Raw genomic sequence first — 17631 nt, 5'->3', positions numbered from 1 at the left:
ATATTGTGGGTTACTATAATCAATTGCGACCGCATCAATACAACGGAGGCTTAACTCCAAACGAATCTGAAAAAAGATACTGGGAAAACTATAAAACCGTGGCCAATTTTACTTGACCACTACAAAGCAGGTTATAGGCGTCGCACAATTTGATATGTCAGGGTATAAAGGGACTTCTAATAAAGATATTGTGTTTATGACGGATTATACCAATAGTGCACAAAACACATTCATGACGCAATTGATCGATACTTACTTAACTGACATTAACTATGGTTTTGATCAATGTGGTTACGGTTGTTCTGATCATGCTTCTTGGCATAATCAGGGGTATCCAGCTTCTATGCCTTTTGAGTCGAATATGAGCGACTACAATCGTAGCATTCATACTTCAGGTGATACATCGTTTGATGCTGGGCACTCCTTTAACTTCGCGAGACTTGCATCTGCCTACATTGCAGAATTGGCGAAAAGTGGAGATGTTGTAATACCACCAGATTCCTCTGTGCTAGAGAATAATGTACCTGTTTCTGTGTCTGGGGAGTCAAAGGCAGAAATGTTTTATACCTTTGAAGTGCCCGCAGAAGCGACATCATTGTCATTCAATACTTCCGGTGGAAGTGGGGATGCGGACTTATTCGTGAAATATAATGCTAAACCTTCAAGTGATTTTTATGATTGTAAGAGCACTAGTTCAAGCAGTACCGAGCAGTGTACGATAAACAATATTCAGGCTGGTACCTATCACGTAATGGTGCAAGCATGGAATAAAATTGATAACGTAAATCTGCAAGCAAGCTACCAGACTGATACAACGCCGCCTCAAAACGAGTTAAAAAATGGCACACCTGTGTCGAACTTGAGTGGTAACAGAAACCAAGACCTAGAATACACAATGGTTGTTCCAACTGGCGCAACGAACATCAAATTTGAAATTAGTGGTGGTAGTGGTGATGCTGATTTGTTTGTGAAATTTGGTTCAAAGCCAACTAACAACGATTACGATTGTCGTCCTTACCTCAATGGTAATAACGAAACCTGTAATAATCTAACAGATACCAATGGTACGTATCATATCCGTATTAACGGCTATCGAAACTTTTCGGGCGTAACCTTAGTGGGGAGTTATGATTAAGTTGACAGGTTTAGTCTTGATGATATTCACTTTCAAACGGTGAATATCATTACCCGTACTGTCTTAATAATGGAAAGTCTATAAACGAAAATATAAGAAGAGAAGTGGTCGGGATAGCAGGACTTGAACCTGCGACCTCACGTCCCCCAGACGCACGCGCTACCAGACTGCGCTATATCCCGACAAGTATCATCATGAATGATGAGCTGTGTATATTAATGATTTAATTATTAATTGCAATCAACAATAGTCACCTTATTTATCGTTTGCTGAATTATTACTCATATTAGATTGCTGATAAAACTGTTTAATAAAGTGTACGCCATCAATCATGAGCGGAAAATCTGCTGAAGTGACAATGGGTGCTTCTAACTGACGAGAATAACTTTGAAAGTTACCATTTTGATCGATAAACACAGATTTATCTTTGTTGAATACCACAATGCCGCTATCTAAGGTATTCGCGATCACTCTGTCGTGACTTAATTCAACAATGTTTTCACCTGAACTATAAGCAGTAGTTGGTATATTACAGCCAAACCAATTTTCAAGTAGAGTGGGTTGAACATCCATCTGACTTGTTAGTTTTGAGACTTTTTGTTTTTTCGCATCAGGCAGAATTAACAATGCAGGTTTAGTCATCAAAACGGTGTTTACTTCTTGGTTGCCTAATGAGCCTATCCAAATAATGTCTTTCATGGACTTGTGCTTTTGCGATAGTAATAGCGCATCAACGAACAATTCATATTGGAAAGTCTGTGATTTAGTGAAATAAAACAGGTGTAAACCGTGCTCTTGTTGTCCTAGCTGCTGCTGAAAAATTAATGGCGCTACGTTTTCGACATGCTGGAAGCGGTCAAATAAATTGATGAATCCATCAACCAAGTGGCTTTCTTGATCTTTGCTTATTACAGTTAACGATGAAGACAGCTGTTTATTTTCTAGCGTTTGAAACAATACGGGCTTTTTGCCTGAACTTAAAATGTCGTCCTGATAAATACTTGGCAGGCTATAAATGAAGTTAAACCATGCATTTTTTGGTAACGCGTTATCGATATGGTTTTCTAGATTGTACGTAGTTGATTGAGTTCTTTGAGAAAACTGATGAATTAACTCACTGGTTAATGGCGATTCTCTTAGTACCACATAAACGGAATTTTTAGGTTTATCATCATCACAAACGCTATCATTTGTTGGATATGAAACTTGGCTGTCACGAAGCTTTAACGGGCTAGTTCGTCTTTCAATATAATCGGCTTTATCGAACATGCCGTATTTCGTTAGTAGGGTTTTTGCCGTTGTTGGGTAAGACAAAGGTAAAATCGTATCTTGTCTCAAAATATCGTATTCAAGATTAGCATCTGCCCAAATGTGTAGTAGGTGGCTGACAAAAAAACAACTCACAAGACCAAAAACGACAAATTTTGCAAATACTGTACGCTGTAAATCGCGTAAATGTTTCCATGCGTAGTTGCTGACAACCAATTCGAAGGCCAGAATAGAAATGGTAAGTACTAAGCTGACAAACCAAAATAATCGATTGTTCTGACTAATTTGTGACTGAATAAGTGCAATAATTTGTTCGCTTGAAGATGCATTCAAATGATAACCAAGACGGCTATATATAAATGCATCTAATAAGAGCAATAATAATCCAAAGGCAAAGAGTATCGACGCAGTCGCTCTGATGAAACGAGTGTTGGGATATAACAGCGTGATTGGAAAAATAATTAATAAAAAGCCAATAAACGTGAGAAAGCCCATATGACTCACCCAGTTGACTAGCATATAAAGTAAACCTAGCGCTGACTCAGGTGCCGATTCACTAATAAAATAGAAAGAAGACAGCGCAATAGCGACAATAATATTAAAAAAGGTAAACCAGTGACTCCAGCTTATGAGATGTAGTAATCTTTTGCTGTAATTAGAAGAACCAAATGAAACCATTAGCGCGTGTCGTCTCTATTAAATTGATTTTTATGTTTTTATTAAATAATAATCTTATTTAATCGATTGTTTAAGTGCTTTGGTAAAATTTTCAACCATGGCTTTGCGATGTTTTTCTGGTACATCAGTATTAATGATGTCGGTAATCGCATTACCTAAACACATTAACGCTAAATCAGGTGTGGCAGATTCATTTGATAATACATCTAAGATGTCTTGAATAATTTTTTCTACACGTTCATTAGAATACTTGGATACAATAGGCATATAAAATTTAATTTGTGTTAAAATGACTTACGCCAAGTTTAACAAAAGCTATCAAAATATAATACTGACCTTTAATTATGAGTTTAATTATTTCTAATATTGCGCTGCATTTCATTTCCAAACAAGAAGAAAGTAATGAAGTGACCCTTCGCTTAGGCCCCGAAGAATTGCCTGTAAGTGATCGAATCCAAAGTTTTATTGAATCATTGCATGCTGTATATAACAGCAAGGGCAGTAAAGCATACGGCCACTTTTCAACGGAACCTAGAGAAGGTGAAAGTGATAGTCAGCCGTTTGTCGAAATTATGGAAGATTATTTAGCGGGTGATAAAGGCTTTTATCAGTTCAGTGCGTTGTCTGCTGATCTGTTAAAAGTTGAACTAGCCAAATACGATATTGCTGAAACTGGCTACTTGGTATTGTGCCACTACGAGTATATGGGCGGTCGCTATTTAATGATCGCAATCATTCCGATGAGTGAACATTATTCTGTAGACGGCGAACTCAATATTTCAGCTAATCAACATTTAGACACCGCTAAACTTCAATTAGCGGTTCGCATCGACTTATTCGACTATAAAGAAAATGCTGAGGGCAACCGCTATATTTCCTTTATCAAAGGGCGTGCAGGGCGCAAAGTTTCAGATTTCTTCCTTGATTTTCTCCATTGTGTTGAAGGCATCGATACTAAAGCGCAAACGCAAACACTTGTTCAGGCCGTTGAAGACTATGTTGCCGTAAAACAGTTAGATGCAGAAGAAAAGCAACAAACGCGTAAAGAATTACTAAATTACTGTAAAGAGCAAAAAGAAAGTGCACAGGATGTTTCTATAAAGGAAATAGACCAGGTGTTTTCTAAAGGTGATGACGAACAGGGGTTTTATGAGTTCTGTCAAACACAAGCGTATGATATAGAAGAATCATTTCCTCACGAGCAAGCGATTGTCAACAAAGTAACGAAATACTCTGGTTACGGAAACGGCATAAGCATTAGCTTTGAACGAGGTCACTTTGGCAAAGACGTTGTATATAATCAGGCGGCGGATACGCTGATTATTCATAAAGTGCCACCAAACTTAAAAGATCAGTTATTAAAGCTTATTGCTAGCGAAATGCAGCATGAGCAAACTGAATAACCGTATTTGAGCTGATATACGTTTATTCACAAGAAACAATTAATATATTCAATTACGATTTTTTCATCGTGATGTACAAGGTAAACAAATGAACCAAATTACTATTACTCGACCTGACGATTGGCACGTACACCTAAGAGATAATGAAGCGCTTTCGACAACAGTTAAAGACATCAGTCGCTATTTTGGTCGCGCCATCGTTATGCCGAACTTAGCACCACCAGTTACCAATGCTGATTCTGCGAAGGAATATTACGAAAGAATTATGGCGGCAAAGCCTGCAGCTCATTTCACGCCATTAATGGTTTTGTATCTTACCGATCAAACGACACCTGAAGATATCAAAGAAGCTAAAGCATCAGGTTTGGTTTACGCGGCAAAGCTTTATCCAGCAGGAGCAACAACAAACTCTTCATCTGGTGTCACAGACGTTGCCAATATTGATAATGTAATTGCAGCTATGCAAGACGTAGATATGCCATTACTTATTCATGGCGAAGTGACTGACTCACATATCGATATTTTTGATCGTGAAAAAATATTTATCGACACTATCTTACGTCCTTTGGTTGCTAAATATCCTTCATTGAAAGTTGTACTAGAACATATTACGACAAAAGACGCGGTTGAGTTTGTTCAAAAGGCTGGAGCAAACGTAGCGGCAACTATTACTGCACATCACTTATTGTTCAATCGCAATCATATGTTAGTTGGTGGCATCCGCCCGCATTTTTTCTGTTTGCCAATTCTTAAACGTAATATTCACCAAGACGCCTTAATCAGTGCCGCGACCAGTGGTAGTGAAAAATTCTTTTTAGGTACTGATTCAGCGCCGCATCCAAAACATGCTAAAGAATCTGCATGTGGCTGTGCGGGTGCTTATACTGCGCATGCTGCAATTGAACTTTATGCAGAAGCATTTGAAAAAGAAGATGCATTGGACAAATTAGAAGCTTTTGCTAGTTTAAATGGGCCTGCATTTTATGGATTACCTGTAAACAGCGATAAGATTACGTTGGTTAAGAAAGAATGGTCAGTGCCTGATACGTTAGCATTTGGCAATGACTGTGTGGTACCAATTAGAGCAAATGAAACCATTGCTTGGCAAGTGGCGGAGTAGTTGAGCTAAAATGCAATTATTTGTAAATGATTTAACCGTTATTGATTTTTCTTATGCGTGTACAAAGCGTGGCATTGTGGGCGAAAGTTGGATTGTTGATGTATTGCTAAGTGGTGATCTCAATGAAATGAGTATGGTGCTTGATTTTGGCGTAGTTAAGAAGCAAATAAAAGCGATCATAGACGATGCTGTTGACCATAAACTCGTGATCCCCAGAAACTCAGATAAGATAATTCTAAGCGCTTCAGCATTTAATGATGGCCATCAGCATGTTGATATATTATCAGAAGTTGGCGACTATTTTCTTCAGTCTCCTGCGTGCGCTTTTGCTCAAATTGACGCTGATAAAATTGATATCGAATCGGTAACTGCACACTTAACGAAAGTCATTTTGAGTGAACTTCCCGAAAATGTTAAAGGATTAGAAATCAAGTTAAGAGCTGAAGATATTCCTTCTGATTTTTACCATTACACGCATGGTTTGAAACTTCACGATGGTAATTGTCAGAGAATCGCGCATGGCCACCGCTCTAAGATTCAACTATTTGAAAATGGTGAACGCTCAACGTCACTTGAGTCATACTGGTGTGAGCGCTGGGAAGACGTATATATTGCCTCTGAAGCCGACCGCATCGATCAATCAGAAATTCAATTGTCACCGTTTGCTTTGAGCAAATTGACGCCCGATCATCAATTTTTTAGTTATCTTGCTCCTCAAGGGCGATTTGATATTGCTGTGCCAAGCAGTATATTAGAAGTAGTAGATTGTGACTCTACGGTAGAATTACTAGCCGATTACATCGCCAGACAGTTGAAGGCTTTGCATCCCGAAAGTAGTTTTAAAGTAGTTGCTTATGAAGGCGTTCAAAAAGGAGCCATAGCGAGTGTTTCGTAAACTATTGCCAATGTGTTTGTTTGTTTCTCAATGTGCATTGGCAGATGTTCAGTTAAGCGGTGAGATTATTCAAGGCGGATTGGTCATAGGTAAAGCACACCCTGATGCAATGGTATTGCTCAACGACAAAAAGTTAACTGTTTCTGAAAACGGTGATTTTGTGTTTGGTTTTGGTCGTGATGATGACCAACACTACGCGCTGACGGTGATTGAATCAGGTCAAAAGACTGTTAAACAATTTACCCCAAAAAAGCGCGAATACAATGAGCAGCGTATTAATGGCATCAAAAAAAGTATCATGAAGCCAAACCCAAAGGCACAAGCCCGAATTAAGCAAGATAATGCGCAAATAAAAGAAGCCAGAAAAGTTGCTAGTTCACTTAGCGCATTTGCCAAAGGGTTTGTTGCGCCTATTGACGGCACGATAACTGGGGTTTACGGTAGCCGACGTATTTTTAACGGTGAACCTAAATGGCCTCATTTTGGGCTAGATTATGCAGGTGATGTAGGCGATCCTGTTAAAGCTCCTGCAGATGGTACGGTTCTTTTATATGTAAAAGACATGTTTTACTCTGGTGGCACTATGATTATTGATCATGGACAAGGTGTTTCTTCTACGTTCCTTCATTTAAGTGACGCGTATGTAAAAGCAGGTGATAGTGTTAAACAAGGCGAGATAGTAGCTGCAGTTGGTGCTTCTGGACGCGCAACTGGTCCGCATTTAGATTGGCGAATAAATTGGTTTGACACCAGGATTGATCCTGCGCTCGTTTTGAAGGTAAAGCCAATACTTCTTGAGTCAGTCGAGTAACAGGGAGAGGTAAATGAAGAAGTTATTCGTTTTGCTCATTACAATAACATTCCTTCATTCCTCTCTTGCACAACAAAGTGAAGAGCTACCTGAGTTAAGTGTAGGTTGGAATCTTTGGTATCCCTACCAGTTTTATAACAAACAAAATGAACTTGTTGGCTTAGATATTGACATTGCCAACGTTGTCGCTGCGGAAGCAGGTTACCGATTAAAGTTTACAGAACTTCCTTGGAAAAGACATTTGCAATTCATCAGGACTGGTGTGGTCGACATTGCAATGGGCACTTCACCAAACGAAAAACGCAAACAATATGCTAAATTCACTTTGCCTTACCGTTTTGAACAAGTAGCGCTTTTTGTACGCAAAGATACACAACATAAAATGCCATTTTCACACCTAGCTGACATTATTGGCTCTAAGTTCATGATTGGAGCAGAAGATGGCTACTATTACGGTGAAGAATTTGAGTCGCTTAGTGGCCTCGATGATTTCAACGCCCATATTAGTCAGTCAATAAACCTTGAACAAAACATGTCTTTATTAATGAAAGGTAAAATCGACGGTGTGCTTGCAGATGATATTGCAATGTACGCTTTCGCCAAAAAATACAAATTACTCAGTGATATAGAACGCCATCAATTAGCGATTCATAAGTCTGAAATTCGTTTTATGGTAAGTAGTAAATCTAAGCACCAAGACATCGTGAATAAGTTTAATGTAGCAATAGCAAAACTGGCAGCGTCTGGAGAAATAGACAAGCTTATTGAAAAGTGGACAAAAGATACTCAAGCTACTTCGTTAACTAAACCACAAAGTAAAATTGACCGGTAAACGACCACGTATTCATATTACGAGTTACAGTGTAAAGAGTCTAGACGCGTAGTATATTTAGTTATCTAAATGAACTGAGTAAGATTTAGTGAGATAATTTAGTGTTTGCAATTTGACAAATAGCTTCCGTAAACAGAGTTCAGTAAGTTTGAAATCTTACTAAGTAGCTGACCTACAGCAGCTGTATGTCACTTATTAAATTGACCCATAGCAGATATTGAGGTTTGAATAGTTCTTACATGTCTGATAGCTAACTCTTTCCACAAAACTGAAGTTTATAACGATAAATATTGACTTCAAATAAGGATCACTTTGTACACAAAGCGACCCTTAGCTGTTCACTACACCTAAGGTCAACTTACTACCCTACAGCGGACATGACCTTATTCATTGTTATAGTTTGCAAGTCTTAGTAGTACCAAGCTATTCTATGTAACTACATGATATTTCGTGTTTAATTAGTCATCAGGGAAAGTTCATCTAAAAGTCATAAGGACGTCAGGCGTTTGTCAGCCAGTTCGCTTAAATTGACTGCTTGTTCAATCAGACCCAAACAATAATCAATATAAAACAACTACAAGCACGATATCAAAAGGAAGAAAACATGAAGAAAACAAAGTTATTAATATTGACATGTGCTTTATTCTTAAGCACTGTCTTTGCTCAAGAAAAGGCAGAAAAGAATCCTGATTCCCTTCGTTTAACAGAGCACACTGAACCAGCAGTTACTTTGGGAAAAAAGTCTTCATTTCAATCAAAAGTGCTAGACGAAAAAATTCCACTGTCAATCCATTTACCTACTAACTACGATAAATCTAAGAAAACCTATCCGGTGTTATATATGCTGGGCTCAGGTTACAAAGCACGGTTCGCCATGTTAGCTTCTACACTAGATTACATGGGTGAGGGGCAAATTCCTGAGATGATACTCATTGGAATAGATTTACCCAATGGAAATAGTATTTTATTGCCAAACAGGGAAAATCAAGACACAACGATCCCGGATAATTATATTAACTTTTTTGAGACAGAGCTAATACCACACGTTGATAAGAAATACCGAACAGCTCCATTCAGAATTCTCTTTGGCGGTTCTAACAGCGGCTTTTTTACTGTTTACACACTACTTAACAACCCTTTGCTGTTTAATAGTTATTTTGCAAGTAGCCCATCCATTAAGGTTATACCGGAAGTACTTCAACAAAAAATAAAATCTGGTCCGTTAAAAACACTGACGGAAAATAGATCTCTACACATCATTTATAGCGATGATGAGGATATGTCAAAAATTGCTTCGGAATTTTCTAGTGTTGTAGAGAAACATAAACCACAGAGTTTTACCTATAAAGTGGATGAATTGGTAAACCAAGGTCATGTACCTGCAACGGATTTCACAAAGTTTCTTCTTGCATTATATCCTGACTATAATCCCTACGAAAAATTGGACTCCTTGGATAAAGTGATACAGCATTTCGAAATGCTATCAAAACGATACGGGTATGAAATCCAGCCACCAATATCGGTCTTAATGAACCTTGGTTTTGACATGATAATAGGTAAGAATTTAGATGTAGCAGAAGAAATCTATCAATATTCCTTAGAAGTGTATCCTGAAGGTAAGATATTATATGTCGGAATGGGTGTTTTACGAAAACAACAAGGTGAACTTGAAAATGCTAAGGCTATGTTCGAAAAAGCATTGACTATTGACCCAGATTTTTCACTTGCTAAAAGGTGGCTTCAAAGACTCTAGAGCCAAATTGGCTCCCATTAAAAGAGTGAATTTTACTAATGGGTAAAAGAAGAATAACATCCATGGAAATGAAGTAAACCCTGTAAGCCGTAAGTCTAGGCGGCTTACAACAACTGTTAATGTCCGCTTTCGGCTCTAAAGCAGACGTAATTCCTATGTAAAATCGAGTGCCGCTAATGTCTTCTTTGTGATGTGAAATCAACTGGTCTATATCTATTTAGAAAGGCAAAGCTTGAGCGGCTTTTTTCTTGGCTTTTTCATTACGTCGGTCGTAGTTTTTTGTTGTTTCAACAGAAGAATGTCCCATTAGATCTTGTACTAGGAATACATCTTCACCATTTTCTAACAATTTAGTGGCAAATGTACGGCGTAAATCATGCGGCGTTAACCGTTTAAGGCCAGCTTCTTTGTAACGACGAATAATAATATCGTAAATCGTTTGGCCAGAAATTGGTTCATTAATCAGTTTATTACCTTTTCTAGCCCTTAAGAATAATGGTCCGGGCGCAAATCCTCGTTCATCTAGCCATACTTCGAGAATTTCCAAAATACGATTATGCAAAGCATTTATACGTTCCTTGTTACCTTTACCGAGTACTTTGAGCGTTGCGTTTTCAATGTCTAAATCTGATAACAGTAAGCCCGCCGCTTCGTGTCGACGTAAGCCAGCGCCATAAACTAATGCAACGACCGCAGCATCTCGCATGGCGATAACACCATCTTGCGCCATACAATAATCGATCAATTGGTTGAGCTCATCCAAATCTAAAGCACGACCTTTAATGCTTCTGGTTCCTTTGATCCGTCTTATTTCTTTTATATGTTGATAAGTTTCTACATCAATATTCTTTTTTCGCCATGCTTCTTTTGCGACGCCTTTTAACGCTGACAAATATACGTTGATAGTAGCAGGGGACTTGCCTGATTCTGATAGCTCAGACATCAGTATCAATATTTGTTCGTAGTGTAATTTGGACCAATCGACTTCTTGGTGCGTTTTTTTTTGCTGTAATTTATACGCCATCACATTTAATAATGATGCCATAGTTACCCGGCTTTGCGTTGATTGCAAAGATAGCAGATACACTTCAGAAGCAGTTTTGTTGGTAAAGCTCAATGTTAGAATAATTCAAAGCGAGATATAAAAAAAATTATAACGAAATAGTGGGCGAAAGCCAAAAGACATTGAAAAACACCTTTGAAACAAGGAGACCGTTTTCAACTATCCATTTATTTGTAATGTAAGTGTCAAAGCTACACAATTCACTATATGAATGCCTTTTTTTCTCCGGATATTTTACTGAGTTATTGTTGAATATTTCATTATTTATAGTGACTTAGGTTAAAATACTGTCAGTATAAAACTTACTAATATCAGACACGCCAAGTGTTTGAAAATTAGACAGTAGTAGGGGGCTTGTATGACATCAGATTATAGAAAAATAGCGTTAATTACAGGTGCTAGTCGCGGTATTGGTGCAAAAACAGCCATTTTATTTGCCCAAAATGGCTATGATATTTGCATCAATTATAAAAATAATGCCGACGAAGCAAAAAAAGTTATGCAGCAAATTAAGCAGCGAGATGTTCGTTGCATGGCAGTTGCTGCCGACGTTTCAAACGAAGCTGAAGTTAGGAGTTTATTTTCTCAAGTTAAAGACAATCTTGGAGCGATTACTGTATTAGTTAACAATGCAGGCATACTAAAACCGCAAATGCCACTTGTTGACATGGATGAGAAACGAATCAATCAAGTGCTGACAACGAATGTCACAAGTTATTTTCTTTGCGCTAAATATGCGGCCAAGGAAATGTCGACACTAAATGGCGGCCGCGGCGGTAGCATCGTTAATGTATCATCAGGCGCGTCAAAATCAGGTTCGCCAAATGAGTACGTAGATTACGCTGCCAGCAAAGGCGCAATTGATACAATGACAATTGGTTTTGCTAAGGAAGTTGCTGACCAAGGCATTCGAGTTAATTGTGTAAGACCTGGATTGATTTACACTGACATGCATGCTGATGGTGGCGAGCCTAATAGAATTGAACGCCTAAAACAAAGTGTACCAATGAAACGTGGCGGACATCCTGAAGAAGTCGCCGAAGCCATTTATTGGCTTGCCAGTGAAAAGTCGTCATTTACAACTGGAAGTTTTATAGACGTAATTGGGGGTTTATAAACGTTCAAAAAGCACTGAAACCCCAATAATATAAGGGATATCATTGGTTTAGCTCGTTTTATAGGCGACGCTACGTAAAATCTAGTGAGGAGATACCCGCAAAACAAAATTTCGTGCACGTAGCATCACGATATAAAATGCAAATAAATGGCAGTCAAATTGGCTAATGAGTGAATATCATATTAACTCATATGGATAGTCTTTTAAAATAGTGATTTTAATAAGTAATAATTATAAGTATTTATGGGGGCCAAGGTTTTATTATGCCTGCAAGACTCTTCCTAGTTGTTTATAGAACTACTAACCAGTATGCTTCGATAATAAATCTATAATTCAACGTTGCGCTACTCGCATAAAATTACACTATATAGGTATTTCCCCGTTAAATTTTACGTAGCGTCACGTATAAAGTAAGCCTTTTTAATTCTTTAGACATTGCTTTTATTCAATCAAATCTTACATAAATTCGAGTTTGTCTTATTACCAAATGAACAGCATGTTGCCGTAAATTGATAATCAGCGCCTCAAGCGTGTCGTGAGCTCATCGATAGCACTGAACCTTGTTGTTGATCTAATAACATTTCCGACTTGTCTAAATTATTTGTTCCAAAGGAAGTTGGTATTTCTCAGGTAAAACTAATGGACTTAGGTAACTGCAATCAAGCACAGCGACTACACTTGTATTTATGATGCTCAAACTAATAAAACGTTAACCATATGAAAGCCCCCTATTTAATTTTTTTCGCCTGCTCGGTTGCTTGCAATTTGTTTACTCAGCCAGTAGCTGCAGATTCGGTCTCATGGAAACAAACGACCAACAACAATAACGTAATGAATATGCAACGTATTGGTGGCGATCATACAAAAGCCGGAAACGTCAACATCACGTTTTATGGTCATATGGCCTTTAAGATTACTTCACCTAACGGGATAAACATCTTAATCGACCCGTGGAGAAACGATCCTTCTGGCGCATGGGGACTTTGGTTTAACAGAGAATTTCCCGCCGTGGCTGTTGATATTGTATTGTCTACTCATGCACATTTTGACCACGACGCTGTTTATCGCCCGCAATCGACTATGGTCTTAGAACGTTTGTCTGGTGAATTTCGTTTGGGAGACGTAAAAATAACCGGTATTGCTGACAAGCATGTTTGCGCTGCCAAAGGCTGGTACAAATGGACTGATTCAGCAAACGAATTTGGTCAAACTTATTGTCCTCCCAATAACTATTTGCACATGGACAATTTTATACAAATTATTGAAACTGGCGGCATAAGGATTGCGCACTGGGGAGATAATCGCCCACAACCGAACCCAATCGCAGAGAATCTACTTCGATCTGTTGATGTGCTAATTATGAATATAGATGGCTCACAACATATTCTTAGTTATCAAGATGTGGACGCGGCATTAGCTCGATATCAACCTCATATTATTATTCCTGCTCATTATTATGCTAAAGGCGTCAACAGCGTATTATCTACTTTGCAAAGTGCTGATGAATGGGTTAATCGCCAAAAAGATGTCATAAAACTCACGAGTCCAAGTATTACTTTGCATCCAAAGGAAACTAGATCAATGAAGCGTAAAGTCATGTATTTTGGTCTAAACCATGCGCTCAAATGATAATGTTATTAGTAATTTCTAAACGAATTAGCTTGCCTATAATGTGCTGTATTATTTGATTAAATCGCAGCGTTTAATTGGTTTTTAGACACTAATTTCTGTTGGTATTGTTATTTCGAAGCGTGCACCACCAAGTGAGCTTTTTGCCACTACAATATGACCATGCATTTGATTAACAATGATATTGTGTACTATGTACAAGCCTAATCCACTTGAGTCTTCTGTAAGGCGGTCAGTGTAAAATGGTTCAAAAATGCGTTCTTGTCTGTCGGCTGAAATTGGTGAACCTGTATTTTCAACAATAATAGTTATTTCATTGTCGGTATTAATCGCAATATCACAACTAATAATACCTTCATTTTGTTTTAGACCGTGTAACCAGGCGTTATGAAACAAGCTAGTGAGACTTTCTTCAAGTAATGCCGGGAATCCTTTACATAAAATTGGCTTCAAGATCTTAGTTTTTCGCCAATCTATTGCTTCACCACATCTTTGTTTAGAAGCAATAATGGCGCTATTTATGACTTCACGGATATCAAATTCTTCCACAGGCAACTTTTCCTGAACTTTCGCCAATTGTTTAAAATTCTGGACTAATTCAGCCGCCCTGCTGGTATTGTTTAATGCAATATCTGTTGCCTGTTCAGCCTGTTCCAAAAAGTTTAATAAATCTTGCTTTCCTAACTTATGGCTTTCTAATTTTACTCTCAAATTTGATTCTTCATGTTCAATGTGAGAAAGCGCAGTAATTGTTGTCCCTAAAGGCGTATTTAGTTTATGAGCAATCGCAGATACCAAGTTACCGAGGGCTGCCAGTTTTTGTGCCTCAGCCAATTTACTCATCGTGGCATGTAATTCGTCATTGGCCTGTTTTAGTTCAGTTGTTCTTGATTCAACTAAATGTTCAAGATTCTTGTTGATCGAATCAAGTTCATATTCGGCTTTTTTACGTCGTCTAATTTCAACTTGTTGGAGCTTTATCTTGTTTACCAATATTAAAGAAAATAGATAGATTAATACGATGGAAATAAATCCTAAATACCTGAAATAGCTAAATGCGATAGAACCAAACCGTCCAACGAACTCTTTTTCAACAACAAAGTCAAAAGCCAAAGTCATATCGCCAACTAGTTCTTCTACTGCAAAATGCCAAACTTTTTCCGAGCTTTCTTCTGAGTAATACAGTTCGCCATCTTCACTATGTTTTACCGTAAGCTTTATTCCTGCAGGTAAGTTAAACTGTGAGATAGATTGAAAAATGTCATTTAAGGGGGCTGTAGTAAATGCCCACGCATGTGTGCTGGGTATACGGTAGGCAATTAGGATATGATGTGACGACTCGTCTCCTATGATAGAAACGATCGTACTAGCAGCACGAGAATTTAGTTTTTCATATAGTGTTTCCAATTCAAGCGAAATAGCTTCGGATGATCTCGCACTCATTAACTTTTCGTTATTCAACAAATAAAACTCCATGTTTAATGAAGAGTTACTATCCTCTATTGAAAGATACTTTTGAGATAATGACTTGAATGAAGCATCTAATGCCTGAGTATTGATTGAATTGACAAGATTTTTAATCATCATTTGGCGTAAATCTAGCCAATAATAAAATGTTACGATTGCATCCCACCCTCGTTCCTGTGCTTCCTGTTGCCAGGCTAACCGTGTCTGTTCTTCGGTTTTTGATGCAAAGTTATGATGTGCGTAAACGATGACCGCGAACAACATAGTTAATATAGAAAACTTAACTGATTGTTGGCCAAAAAATCGAAATAAGCTAAACGATTGATCCTTTCTCAATGGTCATCTCTACAAATTGTTCAAGCTTATTGCTTGGCATAGTAGTTTTCATTATAGACAAGGATTGGCTCATTGCGCACTTTATCGTTTATTTTTAGTATATTAGCTGGGTTTCAGGTATGGCGTTCAAATCTGCAAAAAGCGAATACTCATGAGTTGTCAAATTCTCTTATTCATTGGCTAATCGACTCTGCGTTGATCTATTACTATAGTGTTTCTTCCTGACGCTTTTGCTTTGTAAAGCGCGTCATCAACAATTTGCAACAGCGAATCGGTCGTATCACTTGATTTTGCGACGGTAACGCCAATGCTGACCGTAACAGTGCTCACTTGCTCTATCGATAGCGATGCAACGTTGGTACGAACTCGTTGACAAACTTGTTCAGCACCAAAAAAGTTAGTTGCTGGCAATAATATTAAAAACTCTTCACCACCCCATCTAAAAACATAGTCACTTGGTCTAATAGAGCTTGCCATACATTTTGCGACGTTTTCCAACACCTGATCGCCAATTAAGTGTCCAAAATTATCATTAATTCGCTTGAAATGATCTATATCAACTAGCGCAATTGCCAATGGTTGATTGTCGATGACGCTTCGTGCTAGAAACCGTTTTAAATAATCATTTGCAGCCCTACGATTACCTAGCGACGTTAAACTATCGTTAAACGCCAAACTTTCTAGTTTAGCGCGAGCTTGCTCAAGCGCTCTGTTACGCTCATCCAGTTCAAACGTTCTTTCAGCGACCATTTTTTCTAGGTTTCTGTTAAACGCCTTTAATTGCTTTTGTGCACTGCGTCGCTGCGCAATATTTAGCACTAACATAACGATTATTAAGACTAATCCGATCAACGTTGCTACGGCACTATTTACAGCTGTCGTATATTTGTCGTAAAAGGAATCAGGCGCTGCAACAACTAATGCGTTGTTGGGGAGTAATGTCCGGTCAATTTCGAATCGTTCAAGCTGATTATGATTAAACGCTGGGCTATAAACAGCCTTTGTTTTTACAGGAATATTTCGAATGTCTTCACCTGCTAGTATTCTAACTGCGATATTAGCAGCATTCTTCCCGTGTTTATAAGGATTGTTGACAACCCCACCAATGACGCCTTTATCAAGTAGCAAGCTACCCCACATACCATAAATAGGTGCTTTGCTATGCTTTGATAAGAAAGGTACATCATTGTCATACGAAAAATACTTGCCATTAACATCATAATGAATCGCTAGTAGCAATATGGCCGTTTGCTTGTCAAAACTTTTGGCTTGTAATGCAAGACTCTGCTTATCAAAGGTATTTCTGATATCGAGCGTTATGTGATTGTACTTAGAATTTACACGCCAAGACTGTTCTAATTCCTTGGCGCTTAAGTACAGTTGATACCCAAATCCAGTATTATCGGCCAAAAGTATAATGCGTTTCACTTCAGGCTGAACTGTTGCGATTAATTCCAGATTTTCCTGAATAGCCTGACCTTCAACTATCCCGGTAATCCATGGCTTCCCACTAATTCTATTCTCGTTAAAAACATTTACGCCTGAAAATACAATTGGAATGCCAGGAAACATTTCTTCTCCATGTTCAAGTATGAAATTAAACGCTGGGTCGTCACTCGTTATGATTAGACTAGGTTTGTTGATGGCGTATTTATAGTTGTAGAGGTCAAGTAATTTTCTGTGGTACACGTCATCGTCGATGAAACGGCGCTCATCCATAAACTCAACGTGTAAATTCTCTGTAGGAATTACTGCCGATAACTCATCCTGTACTCCTTTAGTTAAATCAGCTGTCCAGCGATATTGAGCGTGATAGGAATTTAGCAAGAGAATGCGTGGTTCAGTTTCAAGTGACGCAATTGCCTTAGCTGTAAGTAACAACAACATTAGAACAACTAGTTGCCTTGCGTACCTCATTAGTTCACCTTGAATACGTTTATATTAATAGCCGTGCGATATGATGTGGCAATTAACTTCAGTATAGAAATAGCGTGGTTAAAGTCCAATTAGCCGCAGCGTAACACAGCCTGCGTAATGCACTAATTTACTAGATAAAAGCGCGTAGTCGGTTAAACAAGACTATAATAATCAATGCCTACTCTATGTGGTAGCTGTATTGAACA

Annotated in this window: 14 protein-coding genes and 1 tRNA gene; 9 read left to right on the top strand and 6 right to left on the bottom strand. The window is 38.2% G+C overall.

The genetic code is table 11. The annotated features are described in order from the left end of the window. The first annotated feature begins 112 nt into the window (after nt 1–112). Nucleotides 113–1135 carry a pre-peptidase C-terminal domain-containing protein gene (locus ACSLUK_RS18545; RefSeq protein WP_448550285.1) on the top strand — a complete coding sequence of 341 codons (1023 nt, stop codon included), beginning with the start codon at nt 113–115 and terminating at the stop codon, nt 1133–1135. Nucleotides 1136–1240: 105 nt separating this feature from the next. Here ACSLUK_RS18545 and ACSLUK_RS18540 read toward each other — a convergent pair. From ACSLUK_RS18540 to ACSLUK_RS18530, 3 genes are all read right to left on the bottom strand, one after another. Continuing rightward, nucleotides 1241–1317: transfer RNA gene (locus ACSLUK_RS18540), tRNA-Pro, on the bottom strand. Nucleotides 1318–1390: 73 nt separating this feature from the next. Beyond that, on the bottom strand, nt 1391–3082 hold the full coding sequence (locus tag ACSLUK_RS18535) for a DUF3413 domain-containing protein (protein ID WP_448550284.1): 1692 nt from the start codon (nt 3080–3082) through the stop codon (nt 1391–1393). A 54-nt stretch (nt 3083–3136) separates the two neighbouring features. Beyond that, complete coding sequence (locus ACSLUK_RS18530) at nt 3137–3349, bottom strand: YejL family protein (protein ID WP_448550283.1); 213 nt, start codon at nt 3347–3349, stop codon at nt 3137–3139. Nucleotides 3350–3426: 77 nt separating this feature from the next. On the opposite strand from ACSLUK_RS18530, the gene yejK reads away from it, so the two are divergent. The 6 genes from yejK to ACSLUK_RS18500 all read left to right on the top strand — a co-directional run bounded on the left by yejK (nt 3427) and on the right by ACSLUK_RS18500 (nt 9896). Further along, nucleotides 3427–4485, top strand: a complete 1059-nt coding sequence (gene yejK, locus ACSLUK_RS18525) for a nucleoid-associated protein YejK (protein ID WP_448550282.1) — start codon at nt 3427–3429, stop codon at nt 4483–4485. Nucleotides 4486–4573: 88 nt separating this feature from the next. Further along, nucleotides 4574–5605 (top strand): dihydroorotase, encoded by a 1032-nt coding sequence (gene pyrC, locus ACSLUK_RS18520; RefSeq protein WP_448550281.1) that lies wholly within the window; start codon nt 4574–4576, stop codon nt 5603–5605. 10 nt (nt 5606–5615) lie between these two features. Further along, entirely contained in the window at nt 5616–6500 is an 885-nt protein-coding gene (locus tag ACSLUK_RS18515; protein ID WP_448550280.1) for a 6-carboxytetrahydropterin synthase, read from the top strand. Beyond that, a complete protein-coding gene (locus tag ACSLUK_RS18510) occupies nt 6490–7311 on the top strand; it encodes a M23 family metallopeptidase (RefSeq protein WP_448550279.1) in 822 nt (273 codons plus the stop codon). The genes ACSLUK_RS18515 and ACSLUK_RS18510 overlap by 11 nt, the downstream gene beginning before the upstream one ends. Before the next feature lie 13 nt (nt 7312–7324). Beyond that, a complete protein-coding gene (locus ACSLUK_RS18505) occupies nt 7325–8143 on the top strand; it encodes a substrate-binding periplasmic protein (protein ID WP_448550278.1) in 819 nt (272 codons plus the stop codon). A gap of 604 nt (nt 8144–8747) precedes the next feature. Then, complete coding sequence (locus tag ACSLUK_RS18500) at nt 8748–9896, top strand: alpha/beta hydrolase-fold protein (RefSeq protein ID WP_448550277.1); 1149 nt, start codon at nt 8748–8750, stop codon at nt 9894–9896. A 217-nt stretch (nt 9897–10113) separates the two neighbouring features. Here the strand turns inward: ACSLUK_RS18500 and ACSLUK_RS18495 are convergent, their stop codons facing one another. Further along, the gene (locus ACSLUK_RS18495) at nt 10114–10941 is read right to left on the bottom strand and encodes a tyrosine-type recombinase/integrase (protein ID WP_448550276.1); all 828 of its coding nucleotides are present in this window, start codon (nt 10939–10941) and stop codon (nt 10114–10116) included. Between the two features lie 376 nt (nt 10942–11317). On the opposite strand from ACSLUK_RS18495, the gene ACSLUK_RS18490 reads away from it, so the two are divergent. After that, nucleotides 11318–12076 carry an SDR family oxidoreductase gene (locus ACSLUK_RS18490; protein WP_448550275.1) on the top strand — a complete coding sequence of 253 codons (759 nt, stop codon included), beginning with the start codon at nt 11318–11320 and terminating at the stop codon, nt 12074–12076. Between the two features lie 831 nt (nt 12077–12907). Beyond that, on the top strand, nt 12908–13705 hold the full coding sequence (locus ACSLUK_RS18485) for an MBL fold metallo-hydrolase (protein ID WP_448550274.1): 798 nt from the start codon (nt 12908–12910) through the stop codon (nt 13703–13705). An 84-nt stretch (nt 13706–13789) separates the two neighbouring features. Here ACSLUK_RS18485 and ACSLUK_RS18480 read toward each other — a convergent pair whose 3' ends face one another. Next, entirely contained in the window at nt 13790–15508 is a 1719-nt protein-coding gene (locus ACSLUK_RS18480) for a sensor histidine kinase (RefSeq protein WP_448550273.1), read from the bottom strand. Nucleotides 15509–15688: 180 nt separating this feature from the next. After that, nucleotides 15689–17425: an ABC transporter substrate binding protein gene (locus ACSLUK_RS18475; RefSeq protein ID WP_448550272.1), complete on the bottom strand. Its 1737-nt coding sequence runs from the start codon at nt 17423–17425 to the stop codon at nt 15689–15691. Nucleotides 17426–17631 lie beyond the last annotated feature (206 nt).

Source organism: Thalassotalea fusca (assembly GCF_053485835.1).
Note: the sequence above shows the minus strand (reverse complement) of the source record. Positions and strands in the feature narration are given on the sequence as shown.